Below are 20,060 nucleotides of genomic sequence, written 5' to 3' on the forward strand. Positions count from 1 at the left end.
CGCCGACTCTCACCGCCAGAGATCTCAACCTTTCATCGAACGCCAACGACATCACTTGCACCCACTCTCCTGATTCATCCGATAAGCAGCCATACTCTTACGGATAGCCTTACGGATACTTCCCAAGTTATTGTCGATCACCTGCTGCTGAGCCCGCGAAAGCTGCACCCTGGAGTTCAGCGGCTTTCCGTTCTGGCCAATCTGAATTCCATCGCCCTTGATTCCAGGGCCGATGAGATGACCATGCGCCGGCCCGTGATCATTCGAATATATCTGGAAACGGTATGCGCCGTCCCTGAAGACTGTTCCGCTGCCACCATCGTCATTATGAACCAGGACCGGCGTACTACCGGCGAACACGTAGTACGTGTGGAGTTGCTGGACAGTGAGATTCCAGCGGGTCGCTGATCCCGGGGTGGGCCGGGTGGCGACGACGTAGGCGTGGTCGTCGGTGGCCGTGTTGAGGGCGTCGCCTGCGTGCAGTTTTCCTGCCGGCACCCAGCTGTGGGTGGTGTCGTCCCAGAAGGGGTGGTTGGCGGTGGTGTGGAGAGTGGCGGTGTGACCGTCCTTGGAGCGGATGGTGACGTCCTGCAGGTCGTGATCGTGATTGATCCACACATGCTGGACAGTGCGCGGGCCTTGGAGTTTGCCGTTCGTGGGATCGGCGGCCTCGACCCGGTCGCCGGTCTTGATCTTCCCGATGACCTTCGTCTGTCCGCCGTCCATGAGAACGCGGGTATGAGGGTCGAAGCTGAGACACGAGGACGAAGACGGTTCCTCACCGGGGTCCACGCCTTCTGGTGCCCCGCTGAACAGTCCGCTGAGAGCCGATGCGGAAGCGGTCGCGCCACCTACGCATTCCGGCCCGATGATGGGAGCTCCGGCAGCGCAGCCGAACAACACAGGCGTACCGATGATGGCGATCGTGCCCACCGCCATGAAATCGTCGACCTTCTGCTGCACGGTTTCCCGAGCGGCGGCCGCGCGGACTCTCTTCCACCGCTGAGGATTTTCCTCGCACGCGCGGTTCGCGCCACAGGAGACCCCCGGTGCCGGCGATGCCGATGAAGAAGAACCCCAGCTGGTGTTGTAGTGGGTCTTTCCGCAAACGCCGTGATGGCAATACCCGGCGCTCGGGTTCCCGGGGTCGATCGGCCCGTCGGTGATGGTGCCGCTTGAGCCGCCCACCACGTTGCCCTTCGGCACACCGACACCGCAGACGTCCGCAGGGCAAAGACCTGTGGGATCGCTGTTGGAGACGGGATTGTCGGCGGCGTAGGTGTAGCCGCCCAGCTCCTGCGGGTCGGTGGCTTCGAGGACGGGGTCGACGCTGATGAACGCGCCGAGGGCGGGGTCGTACTTGCGGGCGCCGACATCGGTGTAACCGGTGCTGGTGTCCTGGGGTTTGCCGAGGTAGGAGTGGGTCGGGTCGGCCCAGGGCGTGGTGTTGGCGCTGCCGCGTGGCTGCCCGTAGGGCGTGTACTGCTGGCGTGCCACTTCCTGGGTGGTGGCGTCCATGGTCATGGTCGCCGTGCCGTGGAGGTCGCTGAAGAGGTACTTCAGTCCGCCGCCGGAGAGACTGGAGCGGATGGCCACGGGCGAGCCGCTGCCACCGTGACTGTAGGAGCGGACCGCGCCGAGCAGGGTGGCGGGGGTGACCTTGGTGTTGACGACGATTTCCGTGTCGCCGGCGAAGAGCGTGGTCTGGCCCGGGTCGCGGCGGATGAGCTGATTGCCGTCGGCGTCGTACACGTACTTGGTGGACGTGGGGTTGGCGCCGGTGGTGTCGAGCTCGTCCAGCTCACCCTCGTCGCCCCAGCTCAGGGTCTGACCTGGACCGGTGGTGGGGGTCCTGCTTCGGAGGTTGCCGTCCTCGTCGTAGCTGAAGCCGGTCGGGTTCGTGCCGCCGGTGGTCGCGGTCAGCGTGTGGGGCTGGGTGCCCGTGGTGTTGCACTGGCTGGTGCAGCCGTCGTGGTAGGTGGTGGTGGCGTCGGTGCCGGAACCGCCGATGGCGTGGTCGACGGTCTGCGTGCGGTTGCCGATCGCGTCGTAGCGGTAGGACTGCCAGTAGGCGCCGGGGCCCTTCGCAAGCGTACTGCTGGTGGGCGGGCGGGCGGTGCAGCTGTCGTTGGCGGTCCATGCCTCCGCGAGGCGCGCGAGGGTGTCGTAGGTATAGCACTGCTGGTCGGTGACGGTGTTGCCGGTCTCCGACTGCCGGTCGGTGGTGGAGGTGGGATTGCCGGCCGCGTCGTAGGTATAGGTGGTGTCGTCGACCAGGGGGCCGGGCGCCTGGGTGCGGTCGATCGTGCGCTCTTTCAGCCTGAGCGTCTGATCGTCGTAGGAGTAGTTGATGGTGGCCGGGTTGGTGGAGGCACCCAGGGTGACCATCTTCGGCTCGCCGTCCGGCGTGTAGACGGTCCCGCCGACATAAATGCTGGCGCTGCTCTTGGTGGCGGTCGGATTGCCCAGGGTGTCGCGGTCGTAGATGACGGTCTCGTTGTTGAGGCCTTGGGCGCGCGGATCGCTCTGCGTGGCCAGCAGCTGATCCCTGACCGTGTAGGTGTAGGTCGTCGTGTACGTCGTGGGCAGAGGCGACTCGGACGCCGGCAGAGTGATCTTCGTGCCGGTGGGGTTGCCGAGGGTGGTGTAGCCGGTGGTGGCGACCGTGTAGCCGCCGGTGGTGCCCTGGACGTACCGGGTCGAGGAGGTGGGCAGGCCGATGCGCAGGGTGTCGTAGGTCCAGGACGCGAACTCGAAACCGGACTCGGCCTTGTCGGTGCCTGTGAGCTTGCGGCCCAGCAGGTCGTAGGTGTAGTCGAGTTCCTTCTTCCTCGCGTCGGTGGTGGCGACCTGGTTGCCCGCGTCGTCGTACTTGTAGGTGCTCGGACCCGCGTCCGGGTCGGTCTGGGACTTCTTACGGCCCAGAAGGTCGTAGTCGAACGTCCACACCGACTCGTCCGGACCTGTGATCCGCTGCTGCCGGCCCGTCGGCGTGTACTCGTACGTCGTGGGCGACGTCTTGCCACCGGACGCGGTGAAACCCGTCGCCGCGCTGCCCGAGAGGGTGGGCAGGCTCGTGTACTGGTCGAGTTCGGTGGTCTGGCCGCGCGCATCGGTGACCGTGGTGGTGGCCACCCCGCCGCCGGGGGGCAGGACGGTGGTCTTGTCCCCGGTGTAGGCGGTGGTCGTGGTCCAGGCCTTGCTCCCGTCGTGTTCCTCGGTGACCAGGTCGGCCCGGCCCTCCCCGTCGTAGTCCGTGACGGTGGTGTCAGGGATGGAAACCTGAGAGACCGAGACCAGGCTGTTGCTCGGGCCGCCGCTCACGGCGTAGGCGTTGTCGGTGGCGACTGTCCAGCCGTGCGAGTCGTACTGGGTGTCCGAGACCGTGGTACTGGAGTTCTCCGCGGTCGTCTGCGCTTGGAGCGGTCGAAGCATCGCGTCGTACAACGTCTCGCTGGTCGCGTAACTGCCATTTTCCAGAAGCGAGTTCGACGCGACGACAGTGGGCGCCGTCTTCGACAGGCTATAGGTGTAGGTCGTATTCGCCGGCGCCCCGTTGGCCTTGATCTCGTTCGGCAGCCACACCCCGGTCGTGCGGCCCAGCGCGTCGTACGTGAGCGAGGTCAGCAGGCCGGCCGCGTCCGTCTGCGCGGTCGGGAGGGCTCGGGCCGGGTCCAGGGTGGCGGAGGCCAGCTGACAGTCCTTGGACGACGTCGTAACCGTCGAACAGTCCACTCCGGGCGTGACCTGGGTGACGGTCCTACTGCCCGTGGGCAGCTCGCCCGTCGCAGGGGTGTAGGAGGTGAAAACGGTCTGGGCGAGGCTCTTGCCGTCAGGAGCACTGGACTTGGGGGTACGAGTGGCCTTCGTCACGCGGCCGTAGGAGTCGTACGTGGTGACGCCCGTGTCGATGAACGCGGTGGCGGTGGCTCCAGCGGCGGCCGATGCCGTCTGTACATCAGTCGCGTCGCCGATGCTGGGCAGCGCCGGACTCTGCTGCCCGTCACCGTCGTAGGCGAAGCCGTTGGCGTCGTAGGAGGTGCGGGTGTCGGAGAGCAAGGTGCCGCTCGGGGCCGCACCGGCGCTGGAACAGTCCTGCGCGGTGGTGATGGCTTCCGCGGGCAGCACCAAGGTGTCCGCCTTGCCCGTCAGATAGCGGGTGTAGGTGCACTTGGCGACGTTGCCGCTGTCAGCGGTCTCGCCGCGGTCGTCGACCTGCACCTGCATGCCGGTCGTCGACTTGCCCAGCGTCGTGTTGTAAAAGGTGTCGGTCTCCGTCTTGCGCCAGCCGTACGACACGGCTTCACGGGTCAGCGACTTGGCGGTGCGCACCATACTGGCCGTCAGATCAGGCAGGCCGCTCCGCTTGCGGGTGGCCGTGGGGCCGATGATCGTGGGCACGTCGACGACGGCCTTGGCCAGGCTTCCGCCGGAGGCGGTATAGGTGTCGGTCTCGAAGGACTGCCCTGCCAGCTCGTCGGCGTCGGCGACCGAGGTCGTGCCGTCCTGGCTGGTCAGGTCGGGCACCGAGCGGGCCTTGCCGCCCGGCAGGGTGTCGCCGTTCATGCCCAGGAAGTAGTACGTCTTCGTCAGTGTCTTCTGGTCATGGACCTCGGCGCTGTTCGTCTTGTGGAAGACATTCGGGTCGCCGGTGGTGACGTCGACCTCCGGATACCCCCGGAACTGCCCCCAGGTACGGTCCTTGGCCTTGACCACTTCATTGTCGTCGTAGTGCCAGCCGGGGTTGCCCTTGTACGCGTAGTCCGTCTCCAGCTCCGGTTGCGTACCGTCCTGGTAGGAGTTGTGCGGGTCGATCGTGACGACCGAGGTGACCTTGTACTTGTAGAACCAGTCCATCCATGGCGCCGGCTGGCCATCAGGGGTCCAGTACGCGGGGAAACAGGACAGCGTGTTGGTGGAGGCGAACGCCTGGGCGGCCGCGTCCGTCGGATCGTCGGGGTCGCTCGCCGGTGCCTTCGAGCAGTCGGGACGGTCGTAGGTGACCGTGGTCTGGGCGCCGGTCTCGCTGCTGACCGACTGGATGCGGTCGTGGTACATCAGCGGCATCTGCGGGATCGTGCCGACCCGGTTGGGCAGTTGGAGCGGCGGGTCGAAGCTCACCGCAGGCGTGGTGGCGCTGCCCGAGGCTCCGCCCAGGGTGTCCAGGCCGGTGCGCTGGATGGAGTCCAGCCAGAGGGTAGGGGCGTGGTCGCCGCCGTCGGGGAAGGACTGGGTGAAGCTGTACTTGTCGACCTGCTTCGTGGCCCCGCCGCTCTGGATCTGGGTGGTGATGGAGGTCAGACGCTTCCGGGACCAGAAACTTGGTCCGTGGTTGGTACAGTTCGTCGATCCCGAGGCGCAGTTGAGGTCGACCGGCACGTCGGGCCAGTACGCGGCATTCGCCACGGTGAACTGACTGTCCGCGCAGGTGTTGCCCGACGGAGTACCCGGAATACAGCGCTCGGCGGTGTCGAACAGGATCTGTTCCGGGGCGGTGCCCGAGTAGATCGTCGAGGCGGTCATGCCGTAGTCGATGTGGGAAAGGGTGCCTCCGCGGGTGTAGGACACCGCGGTGTCCTTCATGTCCGCGCCGTAGTAGCCCGTTTCCGGCGAGTAATACCAGGCCGTGGCGTTGCCGTGGGTGTCCACCGCGTAGTCGAGGTTGAACCGGTAGCCCAGCGTGCACGAAGTGGCGGCGAAGTCCGTGCCGTCCGGGCAGGCGGGCACGCCGCTGTGGGCGCGGTAGACCGGCTCGGTCCACACAGACTTGGTCTCGTCCTTGCCGTCGCTCCACCCGGGCAGCCGGTTCAGGCCGAAGAAGTACTGCACACCGCCCTCGGTGACCTTGAAGTACTCCTTGTTGTCGGTGCCGTTGGCGGTACCGGTCAGCTCCTCCACCTTGGTGTCGGCGTCGTCCTGAGCCGGATGGAACGTCTTGGTGGCGTCGTCGTAGACGATCTCGGTGGAAGTGCCGTTCAGCGACAGAGTGAGGATCTGTCCGGCCCAGCACTCGTCCCCGTCGTTCCGGGGGGCGCCGGAGGACGAGTCGTCCTTGCACGACTTGTAGGTGCGCTCGATGTAGTTGTCGGTCGAGGTCCAGCCGTCGCCCAGCCACGAGGACTGGTTGTTCGTCGCCTCGGTGCGCGCGTCCTGGCTGGAGGAGTCGTACGCCAGAGCCACCTGCGGCGCGTCTCCGCCGATGGCCGCGGGCACATTGATCGGATAGCTGTAGGTGAACGAACCCGTGTTCCCCGACATCGACCACGTACCTGCGGGGGAAAGGCTCGTCGCCGAGTAATCACCCGACGGACCCGATGTGCCCGAGGTCGCCGCCAGGACCACCGTCGCACCGGACGACGCCGCCGCCTTCCGGGAAGGGGTGGCGACACCGGTCACCGCGCCCGGCACGGTGACCTGCCCGGAGAGCGGCCTCCCTGGGGCGGTACGCACAGGTGTCTGAACCTGGCACTTGCGCAGCTTCGGCGTGGTCAGCGCGCACACAGGCAGCTGGACGAGGTGGAGTCGCGAGGCGAAGTCACCGCCGAAGGCGTAGCGGAAGGTGGAATCGTCGACGCTCAGGGCGACCTTTCCGCCGCCCGGGCCGGTGCGCCGGAGAGTGAAGAGCACACCATGGACGCCGGCCGCCTGCGTGACCTTCTGGTCCAGCACGGTGACCCGAACCCGCTGGGAAGCGGTGAGGGAGGTCGCCTGGGGATGCGCATCCACGCCGGGGCCGACCAGGACGGGTGTCTTACCGGCCCGTACCTGCGTGGCCTTGGCTGACAGCCGCGTGGAGGCGGCCACGACGGGCAGGGTGACGTCCGCGCTGCCCGCCACGGGGAGCTTCACCTGGGCGCCGGGAGCGAAGTGCTTGAACGCCTTGGGCGCGCTGACGTGCTTGGGGGCCCGGTGCGTGAAGGGAATGGGCTTGCCGGAGGACGTCGCGGACACCGAAGCGGGGTCCTTCGTCGGCCCCGACGCCGTGGCCGTACCCGTCGGCAGCAGGCCGGTCACCATCAGCGCGCCGACGGCGACGAACGCCGTACGCCGCAGCCCCCGAGCGCCTCTGACCGGCCGGCCGGTGCCCCACCCCGTTCTTCGCACCATGCTGTGTGTTCCCCTCCCAGCTCCGAGCCCGCATCTGTCCGATTGGATGTGAGGGCACGTCAGAGAGGGGCATGTCATGCTCCTGCCCCCCGCAACCGATCACGCTAAGCCCACACATCTCCTTCACAGGCAAAGGATTCCCTGTGAAACCTCCAAGAGATCATCCGCGTAGGAACTCAAAGTCATCCGCATCCCGCCAATTCGGACCACCTTTGGCTACCGAGAGTTGGCGGTTGATGGACCACGGTTAATCCGAGGCTCAGAATGCACACCGGCGCGGACCCAAGGGGGGGCCGCCTGAGTCCCGTGAAGGACCCGAACTCGATGCCAGCCTTTCGCCCGGCCCTACGGGCGTCCAGACGCCTCAAGTCCAGACCCGTCGCCGTCGCCGTCGCCGCGGCCCTCGCCGCCGGATCGCTGACCTCGGCAGTGGTGGCCCAGGCGGCGCCGGCCGCCCCCACCAGGTCGCCGCACACGAAGTCCGGCACACCGGGATCTCACCGGGGTCTCAACGCCACCGAGTCGGCGTCGGCCCGTGCGAAGGCCACGGGCAAGCCGGTGACCATCGATCAGCTCACCGACACGGGAACGGTGGTGGTCGCCAATCCGGACGGCACCTTCACCCGTACCGACTCCTCGATGCCGCAGCGCACCCGCCGGGACGGGAAGTGGGTGCCGATCGACACCACGCTGGTACGGCAGTCCGACGGGACCTGGGCCCCCAAGGCCGCCGTCACGAACGTGGCCTTCTCCGACGGCGGCTCCGGCGCACTGGTCACGATGCGCAGCGGCCAGGACAAGCTGGGCTTCTCCTGGCCGGGCACCCTGCCCGCACCGGTGGTCTCCGGCGACACCGCCACCTATCCCGAGGTACTGCCCCAGGTCGACCTCCAGCTGACCGCGGACGCCTCCGGGTACTCCTCGGTCCTCGTGGTCAAGTCCGCCAAGGCGGCGGCCGATCCACGCCTGCGGCACCTGGCGCTCGGTACCGCGTCGACCGGTGTCAAGCTGGCCACCACGCGCGACGGCGGGGCGCAGGCCACGGACAAGCACACCGGAAAAACGATTTTCCACAGTGACACCGCGCTGATGTGGGACAGCGCCGGCCAGAAGGCCGGCGACGCGCCCGCGGGACGCACCAGGACCGTTTCGTCGGCCCGTGCCGAGCACCGCACGGCGGCCGAGGTGGGCAAGCACCGCGCACAGGTGCGGGTCAGCCTCAAGTCCGGCAAGCAGCTGCTGGGAGTGGACGAAAAGCTGCTCTCCGCCAAGAGCACCACCTACCCGGTCTACATCGACCCCGAGTGGAGCGGCCGCCCGTCCCAGCTGGACTGGGCGCGGATCTCCGACAACGGGTGGAACGTCTACAACTCGACGTCCACCTCGGGTGCCACCAACGCCCGTGAGGGCTGGGACAACTCCGCCCCCGGCAACGGCGAACGGGCGCGCACGTACTACCAGATCAACACCGGCGGCATCAAGGGCGCCGTCGTCAGCCACGCCTCGCTGTACGTGAAGCAGCTCTCCGCCGCCTCCTGCTCCGACACCCCGGCCGCCGTCTACGGCACCGGCCGTCCCGCCGGGTGGAGTTCGTCCTCCCTCTACTGGGGCCACGAGCCCGACAAGAGCACCGGCGCGCTCGGCACCAACCCGGTGAGCAAGATGGCCGGTACCTGCCCGGTGACCAACGGCTCCAACTCCTGGGTCAGTCCGCCCTCGCTGGCGTTCGATGTGACCTCGCGGGCGCAGAGCGCGGCGGCCGGCGGCTGGGCGAGCATGACGCTCATGGTCCAGTCCCCCGACATGAACGACGCCACCCAGTGGAAGCAGCTCGCCTACGGCGGCGGCGCCACCATGTCGGTCACCTACAGCTACCGGCCCAAGCTCAAGAGCGGCACCGGCACCCCCGCCATCAAGCCGTCCACGGTGAGCATGGGCAAGACGATGACCACCACGCACACCCCGACGCTGTCCGCGCGCGCCGTCGACCCCGACCTGGCCGGCGGCAGCGAACTGGTGCGCATGGAGTACAACGTCTACAACTCCTCCGGCACGCTGGTCCATCAGGGCTTCGGTCCGAGCACGGATTCGAAGAAACGCGCCCGGTACAACACCAACGGCAGTGACTGGACCACACCGAGCCTGCCGGACGGCACGTACACCTGGAAGGCCACCGCACAGAACGCGGCCGGCTACTGGGCCGGAACCGGCTCCGGCGTCTGGACGAAGACGCAGACGTTCACCGTCGACACCTCCGCGCCACCGGCACCGACGGTGACGTCAAGTCAGTTCCCTGCCAAGCAGATCGGTGCCGCGTACGGCGACAAGGGCACCTTCACCCTCACCAACAACCACACCAACAACATCACCGGGTACCTGTTCTCACTGGACGGCACGCTCGGCAACACGGTGTACGGGAGCAGCGTCACCCACTGGACGACGAGCACGAAGATCACGCCGGGCAAGCCGTACTACGTCACCTCCGACAACGCCTCCGGCACCGGCACCGCGGTCGTCAACGGCAGCGCCTCCCCCGCCTTCACCCCGGGCACGACGGGCCCGCACACGCTCTACGCCAAGGCAGTGGACCAGGCCGGCTCGACGTCTCTCACCCAGACCTCCTACGCCTTCTACGCCGGTACCAGCACCCCGGCGTACGCCTACGGCGACAAGATGGTCAGCGGCTGGACGGCGACCAACGCGGACGGCACGACGACCGCCGTGCCGGCGGCGACGACCACGACGAAGGGTGGTCAGCTGGTCAGCCAGGCCGCCGGCAGCGGCTACGAGTTCGCCGACGGCTACCAGGCGTTCCTCGGCAACAAGAGCACCACCTCCAAGGTCGTCTCAGGCGACAGCGTCACCCTCGGCTTCGACGTCCCGAAGGACGGCCCCTGGAGTTTCGGGGCCAACCTGGCCAAGGCCAAGGACTACGGCATCTACCGTCTGGTCCTGGACGCGGGCAAGCCCACGCAGTCGACGCTGATCAGCGGGTACGACGCCTACAACTCCTACGTCACCACCCAGTTCCTCGACCTCGGCATACCGAAGGACTCCAGCGGTCAGCTGCTCACCCTCAAGCAGGGCGTCCACACCCTGACCCTCACCGTGACCGGCAAGAACCCCGGCTCCTCCGGGTTCCAGGCGGGTATCGACGTGCTGCGGCTCGGGCCGGCGCTGACGTGCGCGATCAACACCGCGAGTAGCTGCCTGAACAACACCGCCACCAGCACCTTCACCACCACGACCAGCACGGCCGACGCCGACGGATCGGGCAACAGCATCAACTCCGCTGACCTGACGAGCACTTCGGGCTGGCAGAGTGGCAAGACGGTCACCGTGGACGGTGCCACCGTCACGCTGCCGAAGTTCGGCACCGGCACCTACGACAACATGCTCGCCTCCGGTCAGACGGTCACCCTGCCGGGCAGCGGCGTGGTGAACACCGGTGACGCGGTGGTCTTCCTCGCCTTCGCCACCGGCGGTGCGGCCAAGGGGGCCGGCGGCACCATCACCTACGCCAAGAACAACTGCCTGGACGCGAACGGCAACACCGCCGACCAGTCGTACCAGCTGGACACCGTGCCCGACTGGCTCAGCGGACCCGCCGCCGCGGCCTCACTGAACCTGGTCCACGAGAACCACAAGGACAACACCCAGACCAGCCCGAGCGCCGGCCCGAAGATCTACGCGGTGAGCGTCCCGCTGGCCTGCCCCGGCTCCGTCGTCAGCAGCATCTCCCTGCCCCTGTTCACCAACGGTGTCCAGGCCGGTCAGCCCGCCCTGCACATCCTCGGCCTCGGCCTGCGTCCGATGAGCGTCACCGGCAGCGGGTCGACCGCCCGGCACTGGGTCGGCACCTTCTCCTCGGTCCAGGACACCGCCAAGGTGCAGCAGTCCGGCGGCGGCACCGCGACCGTCAACGGGAAGACGCTCCGCATCCCGGCACACGTCAGCATCGGAAACAACGACGACCAGGGGGTCCGCGTTCATCTGTCGAACGCCATGGGAACCACCCCGGTGACTTTCGACGCGGCCTCCGTCGCCCCGCAGGACACCACCGCGGGCGGCGCCGCGGCGGCCTCGGCACCGACCCCGCTGGCCTTCGGCGGCAGCGCCTCCGTCACCATCCCGGCGGGCGGCGACGTCACCAGCGACCCGGTGAAGCTGACCGTCCCGCAGCAGGCGACCCTGCTGGTCAGCGTGCAGGTGCACGGCTCGGTGCCCGCCATGCCCGGCCACGCCACGGCCCAGACCCCCGTGTGGACCGGCAACGACACGGCCAACCGCACGGGTGACACCGCGGCCGGCAACTTCACCCAGACGACGTACACCGGACTGCCGTACCTGGCCGGTATCGACGTCACCACACCCGTCGACGCCCCCACCGGCTCCCTGGTCCTCTACGGCGACCAGAGCGTCAACGCCGACACCGGGACGAACGACGGCCGGCACCACCTCGGCGAGGCCATCACCGATGCCATCGTGCAGGACACCAACGGGGACGACTCCGTGGACTACGGCATCCTCAACGCCGGCACGAACAGTGGCAGTCTGAGCAATAACCTGTTGCCGCAGGGCACGAACAGCGACTTCCCTGTCAACGCCCTCAACCCACTGGACCGCAACGTGCTGGCCCAGGGCAACATACGCACCGTTCTCGTGTCCACCGGCGCCACCGACCTGCTCAACTGCACGAGCGATGCCGACACCTGCGCCACGAACGTCGAACACGGACTCGCCGCGCTCAACAGTGAGCTGAGTTCTTACTGCACCGACGACGGGCAGGCCTTCATGGACGGCCAGCCGGTGACCCAGAACGCCAACATCACCGTCTACCTCGCCACCATCCCCCCGTTCACCGCCGCCCACCCGGGCACCGCCACCCAGGAAGCCGCCCGCGAACAGGTCAACGGCTTCCTGCTCGACAACTACCCGTCGCAGGTCATCGACTTCGCGGCGGCGGTCTCCACGGGCGGCACCGCCACCTCGTCGACCGTGAAGGCGGCCGACCTCTCCGGTGGGAACCCCTCCGACGGGTACTACACCGACCTCGCAAACCTCTACCTGGCCGACACGAACACCGACGTCGTCGCCATCGCGCCGAACCTGATCGTCCCGCTCGCCACCGGCAGCGACACCCCCGACAACGAGTGGGAGCTGTCCGCGGACGGCACCGACGCACGCGGGGACAACCCGTTGACCGCGGTCGGCGGCGCGACCTTCAACGCGGCCGGGCCGGACGCGGTCAACGCCCCCGCCGCCGCCACCTCGTTCGACGGCAGCACCGGGTTCCTGGAGAGCGACCACACCGCCGTCGACACCCTCGCCGACTACACCGTCTCCGCCTGGGTGAAGCTCGACTCGGCCGCCGGGGCCGCCACCGCCATCTGTGAGGGAACCAGCCAGCACCAGGCCTTCTACCTCGGTTACGACAGGGGCAACCAGGGCTGGATGTTCCAGACGACGACCACGAACGACGACAGTTCCGACTTCCCCACCGCGGAGGGAGACGCCGGCACGGGGGCCCTGGGCACCTGGACACATCTCCTGGTCACCTACACCGCCCCCGTCGACGGGGACGACACCACCGGCGTGATGTCGATCTACCAGAACGGCACCCTGATGGGCACCGCCGTCAACTCCACGCCGCAGTACGACTCCTCCATGCCCCTGACCATCGGCGGCTGCGTCAACACCCCTGACGCGACCTCCCCGTACAACGCCTTCCCCGGCTCCGTCTCCGACGTCCAGGTCTACCCGTACGCCATGACGGCGAGCGACGCGAGCGCGGGCAGCGTGATGGTGCCCTCCGGGTGGGACAAGGGCATGCCCGAGGACGAGTGGAAGCTCTCCCGGGACGGCACGGACACCGCGTCCCTCAACGCGCTCACCCCGGCCGGCAGCGTCGGCTTCGGCACCGACGCGCCGAGCGGGCTGTCCGGCAGCACCGCCTTCGACGGCAGCACCGGCTTCCTCAAGAGCAGGCAGAGCGCGGTCGACACACTCGGCGACTACACCGTCTCCGCCTGGGTCAAGATCAATTCCGCCCTCGGCACCACCGCCGTCTGCCAGGGCACCACACAACACCAGTCCTTCTATCTCTCCTACGACAAACCCAGTGCCGCCTGGATGTTCCAGACCACGACCACCAACGACGAGAACTCCGACTTCCCCACCGCCGAGGGCGACAGCAACAGCGCGCCGGTCGGCACCTGGACCCATCTGGTCGCCACCTTCCGGGCACCGGTCGCCGGCAGCACCACCACCGGCAACATGGCCCTCTACCAGAACGGCACCCTCGTGGGGACCGCCACCAACCTCAGCCCCCAGTACGACTCCTCCATGCCCCTGACCATCGGTGGCTGCGTCAACAGCGCCTCCGCCACGACCCCGTACCTGGCGTTCCCCGGCTCCGTGGCCGACGTCCACGTCTACCCGCGGACGCTGTCGGCGACCGAGGTCGGCGCACTCCACTAGATCCAGCACATGCAGCGTGGTCCCCGCCGCTCTCGTCCGAAGCGGCGGGGACCACGCATGCCAAGCCGAGAAAAAGAGGTCTGTCACCATGCACAAGGGAAAGCTGATCGCGGGCTCCATCCTCGCCATGACCGTCGTCGGCGTGGTCGCGAGCGTGGAACACAGCGCGCACGCGACGAAGGTCGTCCCCGGCCACGGTCCCGTCTTAGCCACGATGGAACCCGTACCGACATCGGAGGCGAGCATGTTCAGGGTCTGGGTCGACCAGGAAGGAACCCCGCCGGAGAAGGCCGCCGTCCGGCACGTCACGCGGCTGACCGCCCACACCGGCAACCAGCGGGTCGGGATATACACCGACTGGGACAGCCGCTTCGCGAGCAGTTACACCGCGCGGGCCGGACAGATCGTCACCGCCTACCGGACCTGGCAGAGCGGCACGGGCCACGCCGAGGCGACCGTGTACGCCTCCGACGGACAGGCCATCTCCACCCGACGGTTCTAGACGGCACGGAAACGGCCGGTGCCCCCGCACAGTGGGCACCGGCCGTTCCGCTTCCGACCTGTCCGTGGCAGGTCAGCTCATGGCGACCTGCGGCAGGTCAGAGCGCGAGCCCGGTCAGGACGAGGACGCGCTCGTAGGTGTAGTCCTCCATCGCGGAGCGGACGCCCTCGCGGCCGACGCCGGACTGCTTGGCGCCGCCGTAGGGCATCTGGTCGGCGCGGTAGGACGGGACGTCGCCGATCACCACGCCGCCGACCTCAAGGGCGCGGTGGGCACGGAAGGCGGCCTGGATGTCGTGGGTGAACACGCCCGCCTGGAGGCCGTACTTGGAGTCGTTGACCGCGGCGAACGCCTCGGCCTCGCCGTGCACCTTCTGCACGCTGAGGACCGGTCCGAAGACCTCCTCGCGGGCGAGGGTGACGTCCGCGGGCAGGTCGGTGAGGACGGTCGGCGCGTACGAGGCGCCGTCGCGGTCGCCGCCGGTGAGCAGCGCGGCACCGGCCTCGACGGCCTCCTTGACCCAGGACTCCACGCGCTTGGCGGCGTCCTCGCTGACCAGCGGGCCGACATCCGTCTTGGGGTCGCTCGGGTCGCCGGTGACCTGGGCCTCGACGGCGGCGACGATGCGCGGCAGCAGCCGGTCGTACACCGGGGCGTCCACGATCACGCGCTGCACGGAGATGCAGGACTGGCCGCCCTGGTAGTTGGAGAAGGTCGCGATGCGGTTCGCGGCCCAGTCCAGGTCGGCGTCCGAGGAGAAGTCGCCGAGGACGACGGCCGCGCCGTTGCCGCCCAGCTCCAGCGTGCAGTGCTTGCGCGGCACCGAGTCCATGATCGCGTAGCCGACCTTCTCGGAACCCGTGAAGGAGATGACCGGCAGCCGCTCGTCCTGGACCAGGGCGGGCATCTTGTCGTTGGCGACCGGCAGGATCGACCAGGAGCCGGCCGGCAGCTCGGTCTCGGCCAGCAGCTCGCCGATGACCAGGCCGGACAGCGGGGTGGCCGGGGCCGGCTTGAGGATGATCGGGGCGCCGGCCGCGATCGCGGGGGCGATCTTGTGGGCGCAGAGGTTCAGCGGGAAGTTGAACGGCGCGATGCCGAGCACGACGCCCTTCGGGAAGCGCCTCACCAGCGCGAGCCGGCCCTCGCCGCCGCCGTCGGTGTCGAGACGCTGGGCCTCGCCGCCGTTGAACCGGCGGGCCTCCTCCGCGGCCCAGCGGAACACCGAGGCGGCGCGGCCGACCTCGCCGCGGGCCCACTTGATGGGCTTGCCGTTCTCCGCCGAGATCAGCTGACCGATCTCCTCGGTGCGCTCGGTCAGGCGCTTGGCCACGTGGTCGAGGGCGGCGGCCCGTACGTGCGCGGGGGTGGCGGCGAACTCGTCGCGGGCGGCGTACGCGGCGGCCACGGCCTCCTCGACCTGGGCGTCGGTCGGCACGCTGACGGTGCCGACGAGCCGGCCGTCCCACGACGAGGTGACGTCGAAGGTGGTCTCGCCGGTGACCTGGCGGCCGGCGAGCCAGAAGGCGTGGGTGGAAGTCATGTGCGATTCCCGGCCTTTCCGCGTTGGGGGGCGTCCTTGGCTTTCGTGCTCCACGGTAGGGCGGCGGGGGCCGGGGGTCGCTTGTCCGTGCCGTAGCAGTAGGGGCGGCGGGCACTACTTATTGGACTACTACCGCGGCACTTGTCGGACTACTACCGCGGCTATTGGTCGGTCGAGGTGGTCTTCAGCGCCAGCCACAGCTCCATGCGCACGTCCGGGTCGTCCAGCGAACGCCCGAGGATCTCCTCGACCCGGCGCATCCGGTAGCGCAGCGTGTGCCGGTGCACGCCCAGGTCGGCGGCGGCCGCGTCCCACTGCCCGTGCCGGGAGAGCCAGGCGCGCAGGGAGGCGACCAGGTCGCCGCGGCCGGTGGCGTCGTGCTCGTACAGCGGTCGCAGCAGTCCGTCGGCGAACGCCTTCACCGCGTCGTCGGCGAGCAGCGGCAGCACGGATCCGGCGGCCAGCCGCTCGTGCTCGACCAGGACCCGGCCCCGGCGCCGGGCGACCGACAGGGACTGTTCGGCCTGCTTGTAGGCGGCTGCGGCGGCGATCGGACCGGTCGGGGCGGACAGTCCCACCACGAGTTCGTCCTCGTCGGCGCCCGCGCGCTCGGGGCTGGTGCGGGCGGCCTCCAGCTCGGTGGCCCAGGCGACGCAGGCGGCGACCGCGGCGCCGCCGTCCGCGGCCAGTACGACGAGCCGCTCGCCCTCCGGTACGACCAGTACCGCCTCGCCGGAGCGGGCGGCGGCGGCCTCCAGGGTCTCCGCGAGGGTGCCGAGCCGGTCGCCGCCGGTCGCGGTGGCCCGCGCGCCGGGCACCGACTCGGCGACGATCATCCGGAACGGGGCGTCCAGCAGCCCGCCGTACAGGTCGCCGGCGACGGCGCGGGCGTGGTCGGGTTCCCCGGCGAGCAGCATGCGCAGGACGGCGGTGCCGATGCGCTGCTCGGCGGCGTGCAGGGAGCGGGAGCGCTCGGTGGTGAGGGTGAGCAGGGCGATGGCGGAATGTACGGCGTACCGCTCGGCGGTACCGGGGGCGGCGGCGGTGCCGACGGCGAGGGCGGCGCGGGGGCGGCGGCCGGTGCCGAGGGAGTGCAGTTCGACGCGGTCCTCGTGCTCGGGTCCGCCGACCACGGAGGAGGCGGGGGCGGGGCGCTCCCTGAGCCGCTCCACCTCGCCGGTGAGGCGGCCGGCGCGGCGGCCGGCCCAGTCGGGGGCGGCGGCGACGACGGTGCCGGAGGCGTCGTAGAGCGCGGCCCAGCCGTCGACCTGGGCGGCGAGGGCGGTGAGCAGGCCCTCGGGGCCGGAGATCAGGGCCTGCTTGGTCAGTTCGCGCTGGGCGGCGAAGCCGGCGGTGACGGCGCGGTACTGGTCGGCGGCGATGGCGGCGGAGACGGCCTTGCTGATGGCGAGGAAGGGGGTGCGGCGGGGGACTTCGAGCAGCGGCAGGGGCTCGTCCGCGCAGGCGTCGACGAGGGCCTTCGGGATCTCCTCGTAGTTGACCCCGACGGCGAACCCGAGTCCGACGACACCCGCGCCCGCCAGCCGCCGTACGTACCGGCGCATGGCCTCCGGGTCCTCCGCGTCCAGCTTGAGCGCGGTGATCAGGAGCAGTTCGCCGCCCTCCATGTAGGGCACGGGGTCGGCGAGCTCGCTGACGTGCGCCCAGCGCACGGGCACGTCGAGGTGGTCGGCGCCGGCCCGGACGGTCAGTTTCAGCGCCGAGTGGTGGACGAGTGAGGCGAGCGTCGGGGGCATGGTGCCTTCACGGTGACGGGGGGCGGTGTTGGCCGCCACCTACCAACGGCCTTCCCCGATTCTGCCTCACCGTACGATCCGCCGCTGGCCGCTTCACGCCCTGAGATCCACCAGCAACGGCGGCGCGTGCTCCCCCCGCACACTGGTCAACGACAACACCGCGTGCCCGGCCGGAACCCCGTGCGCCAACTCGGAGGCGGACCAGCGTTCGCGCTCCACTTGGCGGACGGTGACGGCGTCCGTGGTGACCGGCTTGCCGGTGCCCAGTTTTCGGACGGCGTGGATCATCCGGGTCAGTGGCTGGTCCGCGAACACCGTGTGCTTGGCGACCTCCGTCGTCTCCACCCACTCCGTGCCCCACGCCTGCGCGAACAGCGCGCCCTCCCAGGTCGTGATCCCCGAGAAGGCGGCGTGACAGCCGACCGCCGCGATCAGCGGCTGCCTCAGGTGTTCCGGCACATCGGCCAGGGACCGCAGGCTCAGGACCACGCCCGCACGGCTGTCCCGAAGCCTGCGCAGGGCGCGGACCGATCCGGAGGTGATCGCATGCGTCGCGTCGTCCAGGACCAGGCAGGCGAACAGTGAACGATCCGCCCGTGTGGCCATGCTCGTCGTGAACTGGGCGATCACCAGCCGGGCCAGCAACTGGGCGGCTTCGGGGTGGGTCCGTTCCGGCAGGTCGATCCTCACGCGCAGGGGGTGGTCGAGCGACCGCAAGGTGAAGGGACGCGCACGGCCCGAAGTGTCGAAGAAGTCCGCGAACACGGGACGGTCCAGGCAGCCGAGCCGGTCGGCAAGCGCTATTCCGACGTCTCCCGGAATGCCGGCCTGCCGCACCCGCGCATCCAGCTCCCGGTGCAGCAGGGAGTGCTTGTGCGGGTCGAGCACGGTTTTCAGTCGGTTCAGTGCCGACGGCTCTGAATCCAGCAGTTCGCGCAGTTCGGACACGGATGGGAACCGGCCGTGAACCGCGCGGAACGGCCCCAGAAGCTGGGTCAGCACGGTGACCGCGCGCCGCAGCTCGACCTCGGACCAGTCTCCGGCCAGGGCGTCCGCGAGGAGTGTGGCCGCCTCGTCGGGGTCGTCCGTCCCTCCGTAGAGATCGAGGTCGTGTTCCGATGTCCGGTCCCCCGGCTTGATCACGACGTCGTAGCCGTGATCCGCACCCATGGCAGATCCGGCTGCGCCCACCATGACGAGGGCCGCCTGCCCCGACAGGGCCTGGAGAGCGAGGGATTCCGCGATGGGGCGCACCAGACGGGCGGTCTTGCCCGAGCCGGAAGGGCCGACCACGAGCAGCGAGGTGCCCAGCGTGGCGGGGTCCACGGCGGCGCCGGCAGCGCGCTGGGGAGCGGGTGTGCGCTCGGTGTCCGCGTACCGGCCGATGCGTACCTGGGAGGTCAGCAGGTCATGGAGGCTGGTGCGGCTGGGGAGGTCACGCTGTCCGGAGGGGTGCAGGCAGGCCCGAGCCCCCTCGCTGAACACGGCGGATGTGAACGCGTTCAGACGGGCCGGGTCGGCCACGACCGAGGTCCAGGCGCGGCGGATCCTCGCGCAGTCCACGTCGTTCATCCGCCCCGTACGCGCTTCCTCGGTCAGCCGCTCGGCCACGGCATGCTGGCCATAGGCGTGCAGGTCGGGCCAGTCCGTGCCTCCGGCACCCGGTGCCTCCACGGGGCCGTCGGCTGCCTGCCGGGCGCCTTGCCTGCCGCGGAGCAGCCCTCTCCAGTCGCCCGCCACGGCGAACGGCCAGAGGATCAGCAGCGTGAGCACGGTCTTGACCATCTTGAGCCGGTTCAGCGTGGCGACGGGGTCCCCCGGTACGAAGAGCCAGCTGCCCGGTGTCACACTCACGGCGAGTTTGTAGTACGACAGAAATCCGTGCCAGGCGATCAGCCAGGCGAGGAGTGCCCCGAGGACGGCGGCTCGCAGGGCGCGCGACGGCTGCGGACGGTCGGTGACATACCGGCGGACCACCTCTTTCCAGTTGCCCACGCGCGCGAAGTAATACAGAACGAGCGTGGCGAAGAGGCTGTCGTAAATGGCGCTTGCGGTGAAAGCCGCGCGTGGCGGGTCGATCCCCCACCAGTCGGACGGCGTGACCAGTTCCAGCAGGATTCTCTTGTGCGGCACCAGATTGTTGACCCAGAGCGACCACACGAGGAGAGCCGCCAGCAGGGCGCCCACGGCTCCCGTCAGCAGCGCGCGGTCGGAGACCTTGCCGTCGGCCTCCTGGGGACGGGGGCGGTATCCGAAGCGCCAGAGCCCGGGAGCGGCTTCCGGGCGAGGGGTGCGCAACCACTGCAGGAACGCCGAGCCGTCGGCAGGCGCCGGTACGCCGGGAGGCACCGTCGGTTTTGGTGGTACGGCCGGTCCCTCCGGTGGGCGGGTCGGATGGGGTAGTGGGCCGGGTTGGGTTCTGCGAGTGTTGTGGGTTTCGTCGTTGTGCATCCGCCCTGCCCCCTGACCAGCCGATCCGTCCACCGTCAGCGAGCAATCTAGTGCCTGGGGAGGGGAGTTCGGGGGTTGCGGGGCCGGAGGGGGCGCCGAGGGGGCCGTACGGCCGTACGCTCGCTATGTCCACCGCGGACAACCGCGGCGCCGCACAACGCCCACATGGAGCATGCCCAGCTCCCCGCACCCGTCTTAGCCTGCGGGAAAAGAAGGCAAG

Annotated in this window: 6 protein-coding genes; 2 read left to right on the plus strand and 4 right to left on the minus strand. The window is 69.2% G+C overall.

From position 1 onward, the window contains the following. Nucleotides 1–51 precede the first annotated feature (51 nt). On the minus strand, nt 52–7,107 hold the full coding sequence (locus QHG49_RS10270) for an RHS repeat-associated core domain-containing protein (protein ID WP_301488789.1): 7,056 nt from the start codon (nt 7,105–7,107) through the stop codon (nt 52–54). Between the two features lie 324 nt (nt 7,108–7,431). Here QHG49_RS10270 and QHG49_RS10275 point away from each other — a divergent pair, with 324 nt between their 5' ends. Further along, nucleotides 7,432–13,587 carry a LamG-like jellyroll fold domain-containing protein gene (locus tag QHG49_RS10275; protein WP_301488791.1) on the plus strand — a complete coding sequence of 2,052 codons (6,156 nt, stop codon included), beginning with the start codon at nt 7,432–7,434 and terminating at the stop codon, nt 13,585–13,587. Between the two features lie 88 nt (nt 13,588–13,675). Next, entirely contained in the window at nt 13,676–14,089 is a 414-nt protein-coding gene (locus QHG49_RS10280) for a hypothetical protein (protein WP_301488793.1), read from the plus strand. A gap of 97 nt (nt 14,090–14,186) precedes the next feature. Here QHG49_RS10280 and QHG49_RS10285 read toward each other — a convergent pair whose 3' ends face one another. The 3 genes from QHG49_RS10285 to QHG49_RS10295 all read right to left on the minus strand — a co-directional run bounded on the left by QHG49_RS10285 (nt 14,187) and on the right by QHG49_RS10295 (nt 19,687). Then, nucleotides 14,187–15,632: an aldehyde dehydrogenase family protein gene (locus tag QHG49_RS10285; RefSeq protein WP_301488795.1), complete on the minus strand. Its 1,446-nt coding sequence runs from the start codon at nt 15,630–15,632 to the stop codon at nt 14,187–14,189. 161 nt (nt 15,633–15,793) lie between these two features. Then, on the minus strand, nt 15,794–17,389 hold the full coding sequence (locus QHG49_RS10290; RefSeq protein WP_301488797.1) for a PucR family transcriptional regulator: 1,596 nt from the start codon (nt 17,387–17,389) through the stop codon (nt 15,794–15,796). 93 nt (nt 17,390–17,482) lie between these two features. Next, nucleotides 17,483–19,687: an ATP/GTP-binding protein gene (locus QHG49_RS10295; RefSeq protein WP_370530448.1), complete on the minus strand. Its 2,205-nt coding sequence runs from the start codon at nt 19,685–19,687 to the stop codon at nt 17,483–17,485. Nucleotides 19,688–20,060: the final 373 nt, after the last annotated feature.

Origin of the sequence: Streptomyces sp. WP-1 (assembly GCF_030450125.1) — a bacterium.
In the GTDB taxonomy this organism is placed as follows: Bacteria; Actinomycetota; Actinomycetes; order Streptomycetales; family Streptomycetaceae; genus Streptomyces; species Streptomyces incarnatus.

What these genes read in the sequence shown, in the direction of transcription:
- QHG49_RS10270 (WP_301488789.1), bottom strand. Translation starts at nt 7,107, where the DNA reads ATGGTGCGAAGAACGGGGTGGGGCACCGGCCGGCCGGTCAGAGGCGCT.
- QHG49_RS10275 (WP_301488791.1), top strand. Translation starts at nt 7,432, where the DNA reads ATGCCAGCCTTTCGCCCGGCCCTACGGGCGTCCAGACGCCTCAAGTCC.
- QHG49_RS10280 (WP_301488793.1), top strand. Translation starts at nt 13,676, where the DNA reads ATGCACAAGGGAAAGCTGATCGCGGGCTCCATCCTCGCCATGACCGTC.
- QHG49_RS10285 (WP_301488795.1), bottom strand. Translation starts at nt 15,632, where the DNA reads ATGACTTCCACCCACGCCTTCTGGCTCGCCGGCCGCCAGGTCACCGGC.
- QHG49_RS10290 (WP_301488797.1), bottom strand. Translation starts at nt 17,389, where the DNA reads ATGCCCCCGACGCTCGCCTCACTCGTCCACCACTCGGCGCTGAAACTG.